At 71.4% G+C, this 14,365-nt stretch carries 15 protein-coding genes; 9 read left to right on the top strand and 6 right to left on the bottom strand.

Going from position 1 to position 14,365, the window contains the following annotated elements; genetic code table 11:
• Positions 1–114: 114 nt before the first annotated feature.
• Together ACYVO7_RS12780 and ACYVO7_RS12775 are read left to right on the top strand one after the other, a co-directional pair.
• A complete protein-coding gene (locus ACYVO7_RS12780; protein WP_460450199.1) occupies positions 115–882 on the top strand; it encodes a RibD family protein in 768 nt (255 codons plus the stop codon).
• Positions 879–1,424 (top strand): cytochrome b, encoded by a 546-nt coding sequence (locus ACYVO7_RS12775; protein WP_460450198.1) that lies wholly within the window; start codon positions 879–881, stop codon positions 1,422–1,424. Before ACYVO7_RS12780 ends, ACYVO7_RS12775 begins: the two co-directional genes overlap by 4 nt.
• Positions 1,425–1,434: 10 nt before the next feature.
• On the opposite strand, the gene ACYVO7_RS12770 is transcribed toward ACYVO7_RS12775, so the two are convergent.
• Genes ACYVO7_RS12770 through ACYVO7_RS12755 form a run of 4 tightly spaced genes read right to left on the bottom strand, consistent with a single transcriptional unit; the run spans position 1,435 to position 4,773 of the window.
• Positions 1,435–2,280, bottom strand: coding sequence for a class I SAM-dependent methyltransferase (locus ACYVO7_RS12770; protein WP_460450197.1), 846 nt, complete (start codon positions 2,278–2,280; stop codon positions 1,435–1,437).
• Positions 2,277–3,350 (bottom strand): glycosyltransferase family 4 protein, encoded by a 1,074-nt coding sequence (locus tag ACYVO7_RS12765; protein WP_460450196.1) that lies wholly within the window; start codon positions 3,348–3,350, stop codon positions 2,277–2,279. The genes ACYVO7_RS12770 and ACYVO7_RS12765 overlap by 4 nt, the downstream gene beginning before the upstream one ends.
• Positions 3,343–3,750 carry a 6-pyruvoyl trahydropterin synthase family protein gene (locus tag ACYVO7_RS12760; RefSeq protein WP_460450195.1) on the bottom strand — a complete coding sequence of 136 codons (408 nt, stop codon included), beginning with the start codon at positions 3,748–3,750 and terminating at the stop codon, positions 3,343–3,345. The genes ACYVO7_RS12765 and ACYVO7_RS12760 overlap by 8 nt, the downstream gene beginning before the upstream one ends.
• A gap of 15 nt (positions 3,751–3,765) precedes the next feature.
• The gene (locus tag ACYVO7_RS12755; RefSeq protein WP_460450194.1) at positions 3,766–4,773 is read right to left on the bottom strand and encodes a zinc-dependent alcohol dehydrogenase; all 1,008 of its coding nucleotides are present in this window, start codon (positions 4,771–4,773) and stop codon (positions 3,766–3,768) included.
• Here ACYVO7_RS12755 and mdoH point away from each other — a divergent pair.
• Genes mdoH through ACYVO7_RS12735 form a run of 4 tightly spaced genes read left to right on the top strand, consistent with a single transcriptional unit; the run spans position 4,683 to position 9,114 of the window.
• Positions 4,683–6,668 carry a glucans biosynthesis glucosyltransferase MdoH gene (mdoH, locus tag ACYVO7_RS12750; RefSeq protein WP_460450193.1) on the top strand — a complete coding sequence of 662 codons (1,986 nt, stop codon included), beginning with the start codon at positions 4,683–4,685 and terminating at the stop codon, positions 6,666–6,668. The two genes, ACYVO7_RS12755 and mdoH, sit on opposite strands and share 91 nt — an antisense overlap.
• Entirely contained in the window at positions 6,665–7,411 is a 747-nt protein-coding gene (locus ACYVO7_RS12745; RefSeq protein WP_460450192.1) for an FkbM family methyltransferase, read from the top strand. Before mdoH ends, ACYVO7_RS12745 begins: the two co-directional genes overlap by 4 nt.
• A 52-nt stretch (positions 7,412–7,463) precedes the next feature.
• Complete coding sequence (locus tag ACYVO7_RS12740; RefSeq protein WP_460450191.1) at positions 7,464–8,483, top strand: hypothetical protein; 1,020 nt, start codon at positions 7,464–7,466, stop codon at positions 8,481–8,483.
• Positions 8,484–8,508: 25 nt separating this feature from the next.
• Positions 8,509–9,114: a peroxiredoxin gene (locus ACYVO7_RS12735; RefSeq protein ID WP_460450190.1), complete on the top strand. Its 606-nt coding sequence runs from the start codon at positions 8,509–8,511 to the stop codon at positions 9,112–9,114.
• 3 nt (positions 9,115–9,117) lie between these two features.
• Here the strand turns inward: ACYVO7_RS12735 and ACYVO7_RS12730 are convergent, their stop codons facing one another.
• On the bottom strand, positions 9,118–9,813 hold the full coding sequence (locus tag ACYVO7_RS12730; protein WP_460450189.1) for a uracil-DNA glycosylase: 696 nt from the start codon (positions 9,811–9,813) through the stop codon (positions 9,118–9,120).
• 9 nt (positions 9,814–9,822) lie between these two features.
• Positions 9,823–10,431, bottom strand: a complete 609-nt coding sequence (locus ACYVO7_RS12725; RefSeq protein WP_460450188.1) for a LabA-like NYN domain-containing protein — start codon at positions 10,429–10,431, stop codon at positions 9,823–9,825.
• A gap of 368 nt (positions 10,432–10,799) precedes the next feature.
• Here ACYVO7_RS12725 and rpoZ point away from each other — a divergent pair, with 368 nt between their 5' ends.
• From rpoZ to pyrE, 3 genes are all read left to right on the top strand, one after another.
• The gene (gene rpoZ, locus ACYVO7_RS12720; protein ID WP_406853686.1) at positions 10,800–11,195 is read left to right on the top strand and encodes a DNA-directed RNA polymerase subunit omega; all 396 of its coding nucleotides are present in this window, start codon (positions 10,800–10,802) and stop codon (positions 11,193–11,195) included.
• Positions 11,196–11,458: 263 nt separating this feature from the next.
• The gene (locus ACYVO7_RS12715) at positions 11,459–13,672 is read left to right on the top strand and encodes a RelA/SpoT family protein (RefSeq protein WP_460450187.1); all 2,214 of its coding nucleotides are present in this window, start codon (positions 11,459–11,461) and stop codon (positions 13,670–13,672) included.
• 107 nt (positions 13,673–13,779) lie between these two features.
• A complete protein-coding gene (gene pyrE, locus ACYVO7_RS12710; protein WP_460450298.1) occupies positions 13,780–14,364 on the top strand; it encodes an orotate phosphoribosyltransferase in 585 nt (194 codons plus the stop codon).
• The last annotated feature ends 1 nt before the right edge of the window (position 14,365 follow it).

Genomic DNA, 14,365 nt, shown 5'->3' with positions numbered 1-14,365 from the left:
CGAACCTTTCCGAACCGTCTCGTCCTAGACGCGTTCAAGCCATAGGTTAGGCTTCGCGTCCGAGCTTTCAAGCGGTTGCGCCCCGGGCGCAATCGGCCCGAGGTGACACCGTCGATGCCTGACGCCGATTCACACGCATCCTTCAGGAAAATCAACCCGGACGAAGATCACGGTCAGGAGAACGAGCGGGACGCGCTTCTCGGCCCGCTCCGGAACGCCCCTCGAGGGCGCGCCTTCGTGATCGCGCAACTCGGCCAGTCGCTCGATGGGCGGATCGCGACGGTGTCGGGGGAATCCCGCTACATCAACGGGCGGGACGCGCTGGACCACCTGCACCGCATCCGGGCGCACGTGGACGCCGTGGTGGTGGGCGTTGGGACGGTGTTGGCGGACGACCCCCAGTTGACCGTGCGCCGTTGCGCCGGCGCCAGCCCCGCCCGCGTGGTGATCGATCCGGATGGCCGCCTGCCGGCGGGCATGCGCTGCATGGGTCAGGACGGCCCCCGGCGCCTCCTGGTCCGCCGCCGCGCCGGGCCCACGCCGCCGGGCGCTGAAGAAATCGTGATCCCCTGCGACGGTCCGATCCCGCCCCGCCGGATCGTGGATGCGCTGTTCAGCCGCGGGCTGGGCCGGATGCTGATCGAGGGCGGAGCGCGCACCATCTCGCACTTCATCGACGCCGGGTGCGTCGACCGGCTGCATCTGCTCGTGGCGCCGCTCATCATCGGGTCGGGGCGCGCGGGGCTGGAGCTCAGGCCGGAGCCGGACCTGACGCGGGCGCTGCGCCCGCCGGCCCGGGTGCACCTGTTCGCCGATGGCGACGTGCTGTTCGATTGCGACCTGGCCGCGCCGCGGTCCGTCGCGGGGGAGGGCGGACCATGACGACGAGCGCGCGCGAGGCCGGCTATTCCACGCCCGCCCGGTGGCTGCACTGGCTGACGGCGCTGTGCGTCTTCATCCTCGTCCCGGTCGCGGTGGCGATGACCAATCTGGGCGAGGGAGCGCTGACCAACGCTCTCTACGAGGTGCACAAGTCGGTCGGCATGATCGCCTTCGCGATCGTGGCCGTGCGGCTCGCCTACCGCCTGCTCCGGGGCGCGCCGCCGCCCGAATCGGGGCTGACGCCCGTCGAGCGCGTGGTCTCGCTTTGGACGCACCGGGTCATGTACGCGATCGTCTTCGTCATGCCGATCCTGGGCTATGCGGGCGTGTCCATGTGCTGCGCGCCCGTGAACCTGTTCTGGACGATCCCCATCCCCATTACGGTCACGGGGAGCGAAGAGGCGACCAAGCGCATCCTGTCCATCCACCAGGTCCTCGGCTTCGCGCTGACCGGGCTGGTGGCGCTGCACATCGCCGGAGCGCTGTATCACGCCCTGATCAAGCGCGACGGCGTGCTGCGGCGGATGTTGCCCAGCGCCTGAGCGCGGCGCGTCAGCGCGGGGGCGTGGCGAAGAGGTCCTCGTGCCCGACGAGCACGCGGCTCGCGCCCGCCCGCGCCTGCGCCCAGCCCTGCGCCTCCCCGGGCGTCACGTCGCCCGTCTCGACCGCCGCCTGGGCGATCCCGGCCGCGAGCTCGCGGATCAGCTCGGACTGCTGCGGACCCAGCACCCAGGCGCTGTCGGCCGTCGCGACGGCGTAGCCGACCCGCCCGAACGCGGCCGCGAGGGCCGCGACGGAACCCGGGCCGGCGGCCGGCCCGAATCCCTTGTCGCGCCCCTGGTGCCGATGGAAGGCGGCCAGGATCCGCTCGTCCAGAGGGTGCTCAGGGCGCCAGATCTCCCGTCCGTCATAGGTCAGCACGGCGTAGAGCGGCGCGCCGCAGGCGGCCAGATCGCGGGCGAAGCCGTCCATCCAGGACGCCGAGACGAGGTCGAATAGCGCGGCGGCGGTGACGAGGTCCGGGGTCGGCGACAGCAGCGCGGCGACGCCGGACCTCAGGTCGGCCTGCTCGAAGGCGACCCGGATGTGCTTCTCGCCCTTCTGCAGGTGCAGATCGCCGCCGGACTTGCGCTCGGAGGCGTCGGCCCAGCTCTCCAGCCGGTCGCGGGCCGCTTCCAGCAGCGCGGCGTCGTGGTCGACGAGGCGCCAGAACTGGTGGTCGGGCAGCGCCGGCGCGAGCGCCCGCAGGTTCGACCCCGAGCCGCAGCCGAGGTCCAGCACCATGGCGTTGTCGCGCTCGCCGAGGCGGCCCGCGACGAGGTCCTCGAGCTCCGGGTCGCGGGCGTCGTGGTCGGCCGGCTCGCGCAAGGCGAGCCAGGACGGGCTGAAGCCGCTCATGAGGCGCGTCTCCCGGCGTGCGTGAGCGCGGCGCGGCGCAGCGCGCCCGCGACCGCGGCGGCGGCGTCCCGCCAGCGCGGCAGGGACTGGCCGGCCGCCCAGGAGGCGTCGGCGCAGCCGCTGCGGCGGGCGGGGTCGTCCAGCAGGGCCGCGAGGGCCCCGCGCAGGGCGGCGACGTCGCCGGGCGCGACCTTGAGGCCCGCCCCGTCCGGAACCGTGTCGGCCGCCGCTCCGCCGGTCGTGGACACGATCGGCAGGCCGCGCGCGAGGGCTTCGGCGAGCGCCATGCCGTAGCCCTCATACAGGGCGGGATGGACGAAGAGGTCCGCCTCCGCGAAGGCGGCGTCCAGCTCGGCGGCGGTCGCCGCGCCTTCCAGCGCGACGCGGTCCGCCAGGCCTGCGTTCTGGATCAGCGACGTCACCCGCGCCGCTTCCTCAGGGTCGCGGTCCAGGGCGCCGACGATGCGGGCCTTCCAGGGGCGGTCCCGCAGGCCGGCGAGCGCCTCGACCAGCACGCCATAGGCCTTGCGGGGCGACGCGGCGCCGACGCTGAGCAGCACGGGCGTCGCCGATCCCGAGCCGGTCGAGCGCGGCGCCGGGTCGGCGCCCGGCTCGGCGATGGTCAGCGCCGCGGGCGCGACGCCGTACTCCTCGACCAGGAGCCGGCCGGTGGCCCGGCTCGTGGCGATCACGCCGGCCGCCCGGGCGAGGGCGGCGCGTTCGCTGCTGAAAAGCGCGCGGCGGCGCCGCTCGGGCATGCCCGCCTCCATGGCCAGCGGATGGTGGACGAGCGCCACGATGGGGCGGAACACGCTGTTGAGCACCAGCTCGGTCATCGACCCGTAGGCGAGGCCGTCGATCAGCAACACGGCGTCCTCCGGCGTGCCCTGCAGCAGGCCCTGCGTCTCGGCGAGGTCCGCCACCGACGCCCACGGAAAGGAGCCGGGCAGCGCCAGATGGCGCACGTCCACGCCCTCGCCGGGCAGCAGCTCCAGGATGCGACGGTCATAGGCGTAGCCGCCGGTCGGCGCCTGGATGTCTCCCGGGATGGCGAAGACGACCTCAGGCACGGGCGACCGGCCCCTCGAACCAGGCCCGCGCCACATGGGATTCGTGCAGCTGGACGCGGATCTTGACGATGCCGTCCGATCCGGGTCCGAGGTCGCCCGCCCGGCAGGCCTGCGCCATGCGGTCGAAGATGTGGCGGGACAGGAACTCCGTCGTGGTCTGCTGGCCGGCGAACTCGGGGACCTCGTCGAGGTTGCGGTAGTTGAGCGGACCCAGCACGGCCTTCAGCGCGTCATGCGCTCGGCCGATGTCGACGACGACGTTCTCCGGCGTCAGGCTTTCGCGGAAGAAGGCGACGTCGACGACGAAGGTCGCGCCGTGGAGGCGCTGGGCGGGGCCGAACAGCTCGCCCTGAAAGCTGTGCGCGATCATGATGTGATCACGGACCTCGACGGCGTACATGCGGGACTTCTCCGGTCAGTAGCGGATGGCGGTGGCGAGGCCGGGCGCGCCCGGGGCCAGGATACGCGCGAGCGCGGCGGGCAGATCGGCGAAAGCGACCTCTTCGGTGATCAGGGCGTCAAGCCGTTCGTCCCGCAAGAGGCCGAGCGCCGCCGCGAGCCGGCGGGCGTGGGTCCAGCGCGGCCGCCGCGACGGCGACACGGCGCCCACCTGGGAGGAGACAAGCTTCAGCCGGCGGCTGTGGAAGGCCCCGCCGAGCGGCGCCGGCACGTCGCCTTCGCCGTACCAGCTCATCTCGACGACGGAGGCCTCGGTCCCGGCGCAGGCGAGCGCGGTCGCGAGGCCGGCGGGGGAGGCGCTGACATGGAACGCCACGTCGGCGTCCCGGGGGGCGTCCGGCGGGAGCGAGAAGCCGGCGCCGAGCAGCCGCGCCGCCTCGGCGCGGGCCGGTTCGACGTCGACGACGGTGACCTCGGCGCCGGGCAGCCGCGCGGCCAGCGCGGCGACCAGCAGGCCCACGAGGCCGCCGCCGACGACGACGATCCGGTCGGCCGGCCCGGCGCCCGAATCCCACAGCGCGTTCAGCGCCGTCTCCATGTTGGCGGCCAGGATGGCCCGGCGCGCCGGGACGCCGTCGGGCAGGGCTGCCAGCATCGAGACGGGCGCGACGAACCGGTCCTGGTGGGGATGCAGCGCGAAGACCTCGCGGCCCAGGAGATCCTCCGGGCCGTCCTCGACCACGCCCACCGCGCAATAGCCGTATTTCACCGGGAACGGGAACTCGCCCTCCTGCAGGGGCGCGCGCATCCTGCCATGCTCGCCCACCGGCACCTTGCCGGCGGCGACCAGCCGCTCGGTGCCGCGGCTGACGCCCGACCAGACGGTCCGCACCGTCGCCAGCGCGGCGGGGTCCTGCGGCGAGGACAGCGGCGATGTGCGCAGTTCCGCCCGGCCGGGGGCGACGCACCACAGCGCCGTCGCAAGCGGCTCGCGAGCTTTTGACGGCTCTGCGTCAAAAGTCACCAGACGTACCCCCTTGTCGACGGACGGGCTTTGACGTCATCTGCCGGACATTCCTTCCCACTGCGTCCGGGCGCGATGCTCGGCGATCCCGCCGCGCTCACCTCACGGACCGCATGTCATCGACCACTCCCACGGGCTCGCAGTCAACCCGCGATCTGGCGGCGCGCCGCCAGATCGTCGCCGTTCTCAACCTCGCCACCTTCGGGGCGCTCGGCCTGGCGCTGGCGAGCGTCCTCGGCGCGGGCGGCTGGACGGTCGTGGACGTCCTGATGATGCTGTGCTTCGTCATGGCCGCGCCGTGGAGCGTGCTGGGATTCTGGAACGCCGTGATCGGCCTGTGGCTGCTGCATGGCCGGCGCGACGGCCTCGCCGAGACGTCGCCCTTCGCCTATGTGGGCGAGGCGGACGAGCCCTTGCGGGCGACCACGGCCGTGCTGATGACGCTGCGCAACGAGGATCCGGCCCGCGCCTTCCGCCGGCTCGCCATCGTGAAGGCCAGCCTCGACGCGACCGGGGAGGGCGCCCAGTTCTCCTATTTCGTGCTCAGCGACACCGACCGGCCGGACGTGGCCGCCGCCGAGGAGCGGAACTTTTCCGCCTGGCGGGCGCAGTCCGACACGCCGCACCGCCTGCACTACCGCCGCCGGGAGACGAACGAGGGCTACAAGGCCGGCAACCTGCGCGACTTCTGTCGTCGCTGGGGCGGCGACTTCGATTTCATGCTGCCGCTGGACGCCGACAGCCTGATGTCGGGCGAGAGCATCGTGAAGCTCGCGCGCATCATGCAGGCCTATTCGCGGCTGGGGATCCTGCAGAGCCTCGTCGTCGGGCTGCCGGCGCGCAGCGGCTTCGCCCGGCTGTTCCAGTTCGGCATGCGCCAGGGCATGCGGCCCTACACGATGGGCTCCGCCTGGTGGGCCGGGGATTGCGGACCCTTCTGGGGCCACAACGCGCTGGTGCGCATCGCTCCCTTCATCGACCATTGCGATCTCCCGACGCTGCCCGGCGGCCCGCCCCTGGGCGGGGCCATCCTGTCGCATGACCAGGTCGAGGCGGCGCTCATGCGCCGCGCCGGCTACGAGGTCCGCGTCATCCCGGTGGAAGGCGGCAGCTGGGAGGAGAATCCGCCCACCGTGCTGGAATTCACCCGCCGCGACCTGCGCTGGTGCCAGGGCAACATGCAGTATGGCCGGCTGATCGGCCTGCCGGGGCTGCATGTCATGAGCCGCTTCCAGCTCGCCTGGGCGATGCTGATGTTCCTTGGCGTTCCGGCCTTCACGCTGATGTTCGCGCTCGCGGCGGTGAAGCCGCTGGAGACGGCGGACCTCGCCGCAGGCTACCCGGCGGGGACCGCCGTCGCGGTCTATCTGGCCTTCCTGGGCATGTATCTGGCGCCCAAGCTGGCGGGCTGCGCCGACGTGCTGCTGACGCCCGGCGCGGCTGCGCGCTATGGCGGCGCCGGCCGCTTCTTGCAGGGCGTCGGCGCGGAGCTCGTCTTCTCCTTCCTGCTCGGCGCCGTGACGACCCTGCGGGTGAGCCTGTTCATGGTCGGGCTCCTGTTCGGCAAGTCGGTGGGCTGGAACAGCCAGGAGCGCGACGCGCACCGGCTGTCCTGGGGCTCCGCGGTCCGCGGGCTGTGGCCGCAGACGCTGTTCGGCTCGGCCGTGATCGTCATGCTGGCGCTGCACGCGCCGCTGGCGCTGCTGTTCGGCCTGCCGCTGCTGGCGGGCTTCCCGCTCGCCATCCCGTTCGCGGTGCTCACCGCCGATCCGCGCTTCGGCGCGTGGCTGGCCGCCCGGGGCGTCGGGTCCATCCCGGAGGACATCGCGCCGCCGCCCGAGATCCGCGCGCTCGAGGCCGTGGCCGCCGCCGAGCCCGCCCGCGAGGCGGCGTGAGCCTGTTCGGCGCCTGGGCCGGGCTGTGGCGTTCCGTCCGGGTCTATCATCTCGACCGGGCCCATCACCGCGCCATGGACGCGCTCTATGCGCGCTTCGTCCGCCCGGGCGACCTCGTCTTCGACATCGGCGCCCATGTGGGCGACCGCGTCTCCAGCTTCCGGCGCCTCGGCGCGCGGGTGGTCGCGCTCGAGCCGCAGCGCGGACCGGCCGCCGTCATCGGCCTGCTGCACGGCCTCGACCGGGAGGTGACGATCCTGCGCGCCGCCGCCGGCGCCGCCGAGGGCTCGCTGACGCTGCAGGTCAACAGCCGCAACCCGACCGTCACCACCGCCTCGGCCGACTTCGTCCGGTCCGCGGCGGGCGCGCCGGGCTGGGACGGCCAGGTGTGGGACGCCTCCGTGACGGTCCCGATGGTGACGCTGGACGGGCTGAGGGCGCGGTTCGGGGAGCCGGCCTTCGTCAAGATCGACGTGGAGGGTTTCGAGGACGAGGTGCTGCGCGGCGCGGTCCGGCCGCTTCGGGCGCTGTCCTTCGAGTTCACCACCATCCAGCGCGACGTGGCGCGTCGCGCCCTGGACCGGCTGTCGGCGCTCGGCGGCTACCGCTTCAACGTGGCGCTGGGCGAGACCCAGACGCTGGCGCTGGCCGCCGACGTGACCGGCCCGGAGATGGCGGCCTTCATCGACGGCTTGCCAGAGGAGGCCAATTCGGGCGACGTCTATGCGGTCCTGAACGGATGAGCCGGGCGTGTCGCTCCGGCCCGGGGCCGCACACGGGGGAGGCGTTTCGCGCATGGGGCTGATCACCCGCCGTTCCTGCCTGGCGGGCGGCATGGCCGGGCTCGCCGCCGGCCTGCTGCCGCGCGGAGCCTTCCCGGCCACCGGCGCCGCCGACGAGCTCGCGGTGCGGGTGAGCAATCTCAGCGAGCCCGTGCTCTGCGCCGAGAAGGACAATGTCGACCTGCGCTTCGCCTCGCCGCAGGTCCGCGGCATGCGGATCCAGGCCGTCCACCCGGCCTATATCGGCGCGCTGACGGCCGACCGCTGGGCCCCCGACTTCACCAGCTGCGACATGTCCTCCGACCCGTCCTTCGCCGCGCAGGCGCGCCGCGTGACTTTCTGGGAGAGCACGGAGTTCTGGCTGACCGGCTACGCCTATCCGTCCTTCTGGCGCCCGGCCGCGACGCAGTTCCGCGTCGGCGACCGGGTCGAGCGCGGGCTGCACGTCGTGCAGCTCTGGATGCTGCACCAGGAGCGCGCGGAGGAGATCCTCGTCGTCTACCCGCCCGACGGCTATTGGCGCGCCCGGCCGCTGCCGCCGGCCCATCTGCGCTGGAGCGCCTATGGCAGCTCCTTCCTGGTCGGTCCGGTGGAGGTTCAGGAACGGCCGATCGTGGCGCTGCGCGAGATCGCCTTCGATCCGGCGACGCGCAGCTTCACGCTCTCTTTCGCGCAGGGCGGGTCCGCCACGCTGCGGCTGGACACGATCGACGTCGATCGCCAGATCCTCGACATCGGCTTCGACGGGCCGATGCCCGGCGGCGCGCCGTTCGCCGCGTTGCGCTCGATGTATGCGACAAGCTTCAACTGCGACGTGGCGCGGACGGCGTGGCGCGCGCCCGGCGCCGCCGCCTGGGGCGAGAGCGCGATCATGGACTGGAAGGGCGCGGACGCCACCGAGGTCTGGGCGGGGCGGCTGACGCCGTCGCGGCACAATACGAGCGCGCCCGACATGGTCTTCGGGAGCTTCAGCGCCGTCCGGCCCGCGCCGCCCGCGGCCGCGTCGGACTCCAGGACGCCCCGCAAGGGGTGAAACGCAGGACAGGCGGGAGAGAATCATGAGCTCATCGCAACCGGGCGACGCCGCCGCCGCCGCGGCGCAGACGCCCTCCCACGACGCGCTGCCCGCCGATCTGCCGGTTCCGGTGAACGACGGGGCGACCGATCACCTGCGCGCCATGCAGCTTCCGCAGATCCCGTTGCCGAGCACGTCCGGCGGCGCCGTCTCGCTGGGCGGCCTGAACGGCCTGACGGTGGTCTACGCCTATCCGCGCACCGGCGAGCCGGGCAAGCCCTCGCCGGACGGGTGGGACGCCATCCCGGGCGCACGCGGCTGCACGCCCCAGTCCTGCTCCTTCCGGGATCACTTCGCGGAGCTGCGCGGGCTCGGCGTCGACCATGTGTTCGGCCTCTCCACGCAGACGACCGACTACCAGAGCGAGATGGCCGAGCGGCTGCACCTGCCCTTCGCCATCCTGTCCGACCATGCCTTCGCGCTGACCGACGCCATCCGCCTGCCGACCTTCGAGGCCGGCGGCATGCGTCTCCTCAAGCGCTTCACGCTCATGATCGACAATGGGCGGGTGGCCCATGTGTTCTATCCGGTGTTCCCGCCCGACCGCAGCGCGCAGGACGTGGTCGACTGGCTGAAGGCGCGGCCCTGAAGGTCAGCCTTCCTGGTCCAGGAAAGCCCGGACGCCCGCGAAGACGTCGCGGAACATCTCCGGCGTGAGGCGCCGGGTGGAGGTGTTGTAGCGGGAGCAGTGGTAGCTGTCGAAGAGCGCGACGCCGCCGCCCATCTCGTGCCGCGCGTTGTGGGCGAAGCGGTGGTCGTCCTGGCGGCGGGCCAGCGCGCGCAGCGTCGATTCGTGGGCGATCCGGCCGAGCGCCACCACGGCGCGCAGGCGGGGCAGCGCGTCGAGCGTCCCGGTCAGGAAGGGCCGGCAGGCGGCGATCTCGGCGCCGACAGGCTTGTTTTCGGGAGGCACGCAGCGCACCGCATTGGTGAGGCAGCAGTCCACGAGCCTGAGGCCGTCGTCCGGGCTCGCCCGGTAGGCTCCCTCGGCGAAGCCGAAGGCGAGCAGGGTCCCGTAGAGGAGGTCCCCGGCGAAGTCGCCCGTGAAGGGGCGGCCGGTGCGGTTGGCCCCGCGCAGCCCCGGCGCGAGCCCGACGACCAGCAGCCGCGCGTTCGGATCGCCGAAGGACGGGACGGGCCCGTTCCACCAGCCGGGCTCGCGGGCCCTGGCGGCCTGCCTGAAGGCGACGAGCCGCGGACAGATCGGGCAGTCCCGGTCGGGATCGTGCCGGTGAAACGAAGAACCCCCGGCTCCGCGAGGGCCGGGGGCTGAAAGCGTAGAGGCCATCCGGCCTGATTACACGTCCTGGCTCGGATCGTCGATGGCGCCCGGATCGCGATGCGGGCGACGCTCGAAGGTCCGGGCCGGGCGCTCGGCGCGCTCGGAAGGGTCGCGTCCGATCTTGGGGATCAGGGTGACGATGTCGATGAACTCGTCGGCCTGCCGGCGCAGTTCGTCGGCCACCATCGGGGGCTGCGAGGTGATCGTCGAGACCACCGACACGCGCACGCCCCGGCGCTGCATCGCCTCGACGAGCGACCTGAAGTCGCCATCGCCGGAGAACAGCACCATGTGGTTGATGTGAGGCGCGAGCTCAAGCGCGTCGATCGCGAGCTCGATGTCCATGTTGCCCTTGACCTTGCGGCGCCCGGTCGAGTCCACGAACTCCTTGGTCGGCTTCGTGACCACCCGGTAGCCGTTGTAGTCGAGCCAGTCGATCAGCGGCCGGATGGAGGAGTATTCCTGATCTTCGATCAGGGCGGTGTAATAGAAGGCGCGGACCAGATACCCACGGGTCTGGAATTCCTTCAGCAGCCGCTTGTAGTCGATGTCAAAACCCAGCGCCTTGGCGGTCGCGTAGAGATTGGCGCCATCGATAAAAAGTGCTGTGCGCTCAGTCTGCATGATGTTTCCCAAAAATCCGGCGGCCATCGGCTGTCGACACCCAAATCGCGCGCGGCCTCGATGTCACTTTCTCCGCGGCGCCTGCAAGGTCGCCGTCAGGATCATCGAAAAGCGCAAAAAATGCGTAAGCCTATGGCTGTTCAACCATTAGTTGCGCATTTTAGAGATGGGCGGGATCAGCAAGTCAAGCCGCAACCGGAACGATCTATAGATATGGCAAACGGGGGGGATTTGCCGGACATGGATGATTGACGCAGGATCCCGCGACGGGCGTCGCTTGCGCGAGCCGCCGCAAGAGTGTATCAGCCGACGCTCCGCTTCAAGCGCTGTTTCACCTTTGGCCCACCTTCAGGCCCCACGGAGCGTTCATGGCTCGCGTCACCGTCGAAGACTGCATCGACAAGGTCGATAACCGATTCGAACTCGTCCTGCTCGCCAGCCACCGGGCCCGCATGATCTCGTCCGGCTCGCCCCTGACGGTGGACCGCGACCGGGACAAGAACCCCGTCGTGGCGCTGCGCGAGATCGCCGACACCACCATCTCTCCCGAGGACCTCCAGGAGGACCTCATCCACTCGCTGCAGAAGCATGTGGACGTGGACGAGCCGGAGCCCGAGTCGGTGCCGATGATCGGCGCGTCCGCGGACGCCGGCGGCGGCGGCGAGGATGCGGCCGTCGAGTTCGACCGCATGACCGAGGAAGACCTGCTGCGCGGCCTCGAGGGCCTCGTGCCCCCGGCCGAGACCGACGACGAAGGCGAGTGACTCGCCCATTTTCGATCCCATGATCGCAAAGCCCGGCCCTCGCGCCGGGCTTTTTCGCGTCCGCGGCGCGGCCGCGCCCCCCGGTCCCCGGCGTCGGCTGGGCGCATAGCGGCCTTGTGTCACGTTTTCAGATGCTTAGGCCGGTGACGTGTTGCGGAGGCCGCTGCGGGCCCCGATACTAGGCGCGTGGGACGCCGCGCGTCGCGCCGGATCGCGGATTCGGCCGGGCGTGAAGCGTCGAGGATGCGCGAGGTGCGCCGCCCATGATGCGGCAATACGAGCTGGTCGAGCGGGTCAAGAGCTACAATCCGAACGCCGACGAGGCGTTGCTGAACCGAGCCTATGTGTACGCCATGAAGGCGCATGGGACGCAGAAGCGCGCCTCCGGCGATCCCTACATGTCGCATCCGCTCGAGGTCGCCGCGATCCTCACCAAGCTGCGGCTCGACGACGCCACCATCGTGGCGGCGGTGCTGCACGACACCATCGAGGACACCGAGGCGACGCGCGAGGAGATCGACCATCTCTTCGGCCACGAGATCGGCGCGCTGGTCGACGGCCTCACCAAGATCAAGAAGCTCGACCTCGTCTCCAAGAAGGCCGCGCAGGCGGAGAACTTCCGCAAGCTGCTGCTGGCGATCGCCGACGACGTGCGAGTCCTGCTGGTCAAGCTCGCGGACCGCCTCCACAACATGCGCACGCTGCATTTCGTACCGCCGGAGAAGCGCACCCGCATCGCCGAGGAGACGCTCGACATCTACGCCCCGCTGGCCGGCCGCATGGGCATGCAGGAGATGCGCGAGGAGCTCGAGGACCTCGCCTTCCGGCATTTCTCGCCCGAGGCGCACGGCATGATCCAGGCGCGGCTGGACGAGATTTCCAACAAGAGCGGCGGGGTGATCGAGGAGATCGAGCGCGAGCTCACGGCCAAGCTCTGCGCCCATGGGCTCAAGGCCAGCGTCAAGGGCCGGCGCAAGCGCGCCTACTCCATCTGGAAGAAGATGGAGCGCAAGTCGGTGTCGTTCGAGCAGCTCTCCGACATCTTCGGCTTCCGCATCATGGCCGCCGACGTGCCCTCCTGCTACGCGGTGCTGGGCATCGTCCACACCACCTGGCCGGGCGTGCCGGGGCGGTTCAAGGACTACATCTCCACCCCCAAGCAGAACGACTACCGCTCCCTCCACACCACCGTGGTCGGCCCGGGCCGCCAGCGCGTCGAACTGCAGATCCGCACCGAGCAGATGGACCGGATCGCCGAGTTCGGCATCGCCGCCCATGCGCTCTACAAGGACAACCGGGCCGCCGACCGGTCGGCCCTGGCGCGCGAGAGCCGCGCCTATGAGTGGCTGCGCCGCACGGTGGAGACGCTCGCGGAAGGCGACAGCCCCGAGGAGTTCCTGGAGCACACCAAGCTCGAGCTCTTCCACGACCAGGTGTTCTGCTTCACGCCGAAGGGCCGCCTCATCGCGCTGCCGCGCGGGGCGACGCCGATCGACTTCGCCTATGCGGTCCACACCGACGTCGGCAACACGGCGGTGGGCTGCAAGGTCAACGGGCGCATCGTCCCGCTGCTGTCCGAGCTCCATAACGGCGACGAGGTGGAGATCGCCCGGGCTCCGGGCCAGACGCCGCCGGCCGCCTGGGAGGCCATCGTGGTGACCGGCAAGGCGCGGGCCGCCATCCGGCGCGCCACCCGGGCCGCCGTCCGCAAGCAATACGCCGGGCTCGGCCGGCAGATCGTCGAGCGCGCCTTCGAGCGGGGCAAGAAGCCCTTCTCCGAGGAGAAGCTGAAGGCGGCGCTGCCGCGCCTGGCCCGCACCTCGCTGGAGGACGTGCTGGCCGCCGTGGGACGGGGCGAGATCTTCTCTGGCGACGTCGTCAAGGCCGTGCACCCCGACTACAAGGAGGAGCGCGCGGCGGGTCCCGAGGCCGACCGCACCGAGGGCGGCTGGTTCGGCATCAAGAAGGCCGAGGGCCTCGTCTTCAAGGTGCCGGGGGCGGGCAACGCCGCCGACGCCCGGCGCTCCATCCCGATCCGCGGCCTCAACGGGGACCTGCCCGTCCGCTTCGCGCCCAATGGCGGCGCGGTGCCGGGCGACCGCATCGTCGGCATCCTGACCCCGGGCGACGGCATCACCATCTATCCGATCCAGTCGCCGGCCCTGACGGCCTTCGACGACCAGCCGGACCGCTGGCTGGACGTGCGCTGGGACATCGACGAGACCGAGCCGCAGCGCTTCCCGGCGCAGATCGCCATCACGGCCATCAACGAGCCGGGGACCTTGGCGCAGATCGCCCAGATCATCGGCGACAATGACGGCAACATCGATTCCATCTCGGTGACCGGCAAGAGCACGTCCGACTTCCGCGACGTCGTCATCGACCTGGAGGTCTGGAACCTCAAGCACCTCAACGCCATCATGAACCAGCTGAGGGCCAAGCCCGTCGTCAGCGACGTCCAGCGCGTCAACGGCTGAAGGCGGGCCCGGCCGGGCGTTCTTCGCCGCGACGGCCCTCGCCGCCGGGGCTCTTGCAAGGGGCCGCGCCTTCTGCGATGGCAGGGACGCTGAGGGGGTGGCGCATGATGACCAAAGACGAGGTTCTGGCCGAGTTCCGAGACGCCGGCGCGCTGCTCGAAGGGCATTTCATCCTGTCTTCGGGCCTGCGCAGCCCGGTGTTCCTGCAGAAGATGTTCATCTTCCAGGATCCGGTGCGCACCGAGCGCCTGTGCAAGGCGCTGGCCGAGAAGGCGCAGGCGGCCTTCGGCCACATCGACGTCGTGGTCTCGCCCGCGGTCGGCGGCATCGTTCCGGGCTACGAGACGGCTCGCCATCTCGGGGCCAAGGCCATCTTCGTGGAGCGCGAGGACGGCCGGTTCCGGCTGCGGCGCGGCTTCGAGATCCCGGAGGGCGCGCGCGTCCTGATGGTGGAGGACATCATCACCACGGGGCTCTCCTCCCGCGAGTGCATCGGGGCCATCCGCGAGCATCCCGGGACGCTGGTCGGCGCGGCGTGCCTGATCGACCGGTCCGGCGGCGCGGCCTCGATCGGGGTCGACCTCGTCAGCCTCGCCCAGCTCGACATTCCCACCTATTCTCCCGACGCGCTGCCGCCCGAACTGGCCGCCATCCCGGCGACCAAGCCCGGCAGCCGCGGACTGAAGGCCTGAG

Source organism: Alsobacter sp. SYSU BS001988 (assembly GCF_054796215.1).
This window is presented reverse-complemented; position numbering and strand designations above follow the sequence as displayed.

Excerpts from the sequence above, each read along its gene's own strand:
- ACYVO7_RS12780 (WP_460450199.1), top strand. The coding sequence starts at position 115 with ATGCCTGACGCCGATTCACACGCATCCTTCAGGAAAATCAACCCGGAC.
- ACYVO7_RS12775 (WP_460450198.1), top strand. The coding sequence starts at position 879 with ATGACGACGAGCGCGCGCGAGGCCGGCTATTCCACGCCCGCCCGGTGG.
- ACYVO7_RS12770 (WP_460450197.1), bottom strand. The coding sequence starts at position 2,280 with ATGAGCGGCTTCAGCCCGTCCTGGCTCGCCTTGCGCGAGCCGGCCGAC.
- ACYVO7_RS12760 (WP_460450195.1), bottom strand. The coding sequence starts at position 3,750 with ATGTACGCCGTCGAGGTCCGTGATCACATCATGATCGCGCACAGCTTT.
- mdoH (WP_460450193.1), top strand. The coding sequence starts at position 4,683 with ATGTGCGCAGTTCCGCCCGGCCGGGGGCGACGCACCACAGCGCCGTCG.
- ACYVO7_RS12740 (WP_460450191.1), top strand. The coding sequence starts at position 7,464 with ATGGGGCTGATCACCCGCCGTTCCTGCCTGGCGGGCGGCATGGCCGGG.
- ACYVO7_RS12735 (WP_460450190.1), top strand. The coding sequence starts at position 8,509 with ATGAGCTCATCGCAACCGGGCGACGCCGCCGCCGCCGCGGCGCAGACG.
- ACYVO7_RS12730 (WP_460450189.1), bottom strand. The coding sequence starts at position 9,813 with ATGGCCTCTACGCTTTCAGCCCCCGGCCCTCGCGGAGCCGGGGGTTCT.
- ACYVO7_RS12725 (WP_460450188.1), bottom strand. The coding sequence starts at position 10,431 with ATGCAGACTGAGCGCACAGCACTTTTTATCGATGGCGCCAATCTCTAC.
- rpoZ (WP_406853686.1), top strand. The coding sequence starts at position 10,800 with ATGGCTCGCGTCACCGTCGAAGACTGCATCGACAAGGTCGATAACCGA.
- ACYVO7_RS12715 (WP_460450187.1), top strand. The coding sequence starts at position 11,459 with ATGATGCGGCAATACGAGCTGGTCGAGCGGGTCAAGAGCTACAATCCG.
- pyrE (WP_460450298.1), top strand. The coding sequence starts at position 13,780 with ATGACCAAAGACGAGGTTCTGGCCGAGTTCCGAGACGCCGGCGCGCTG.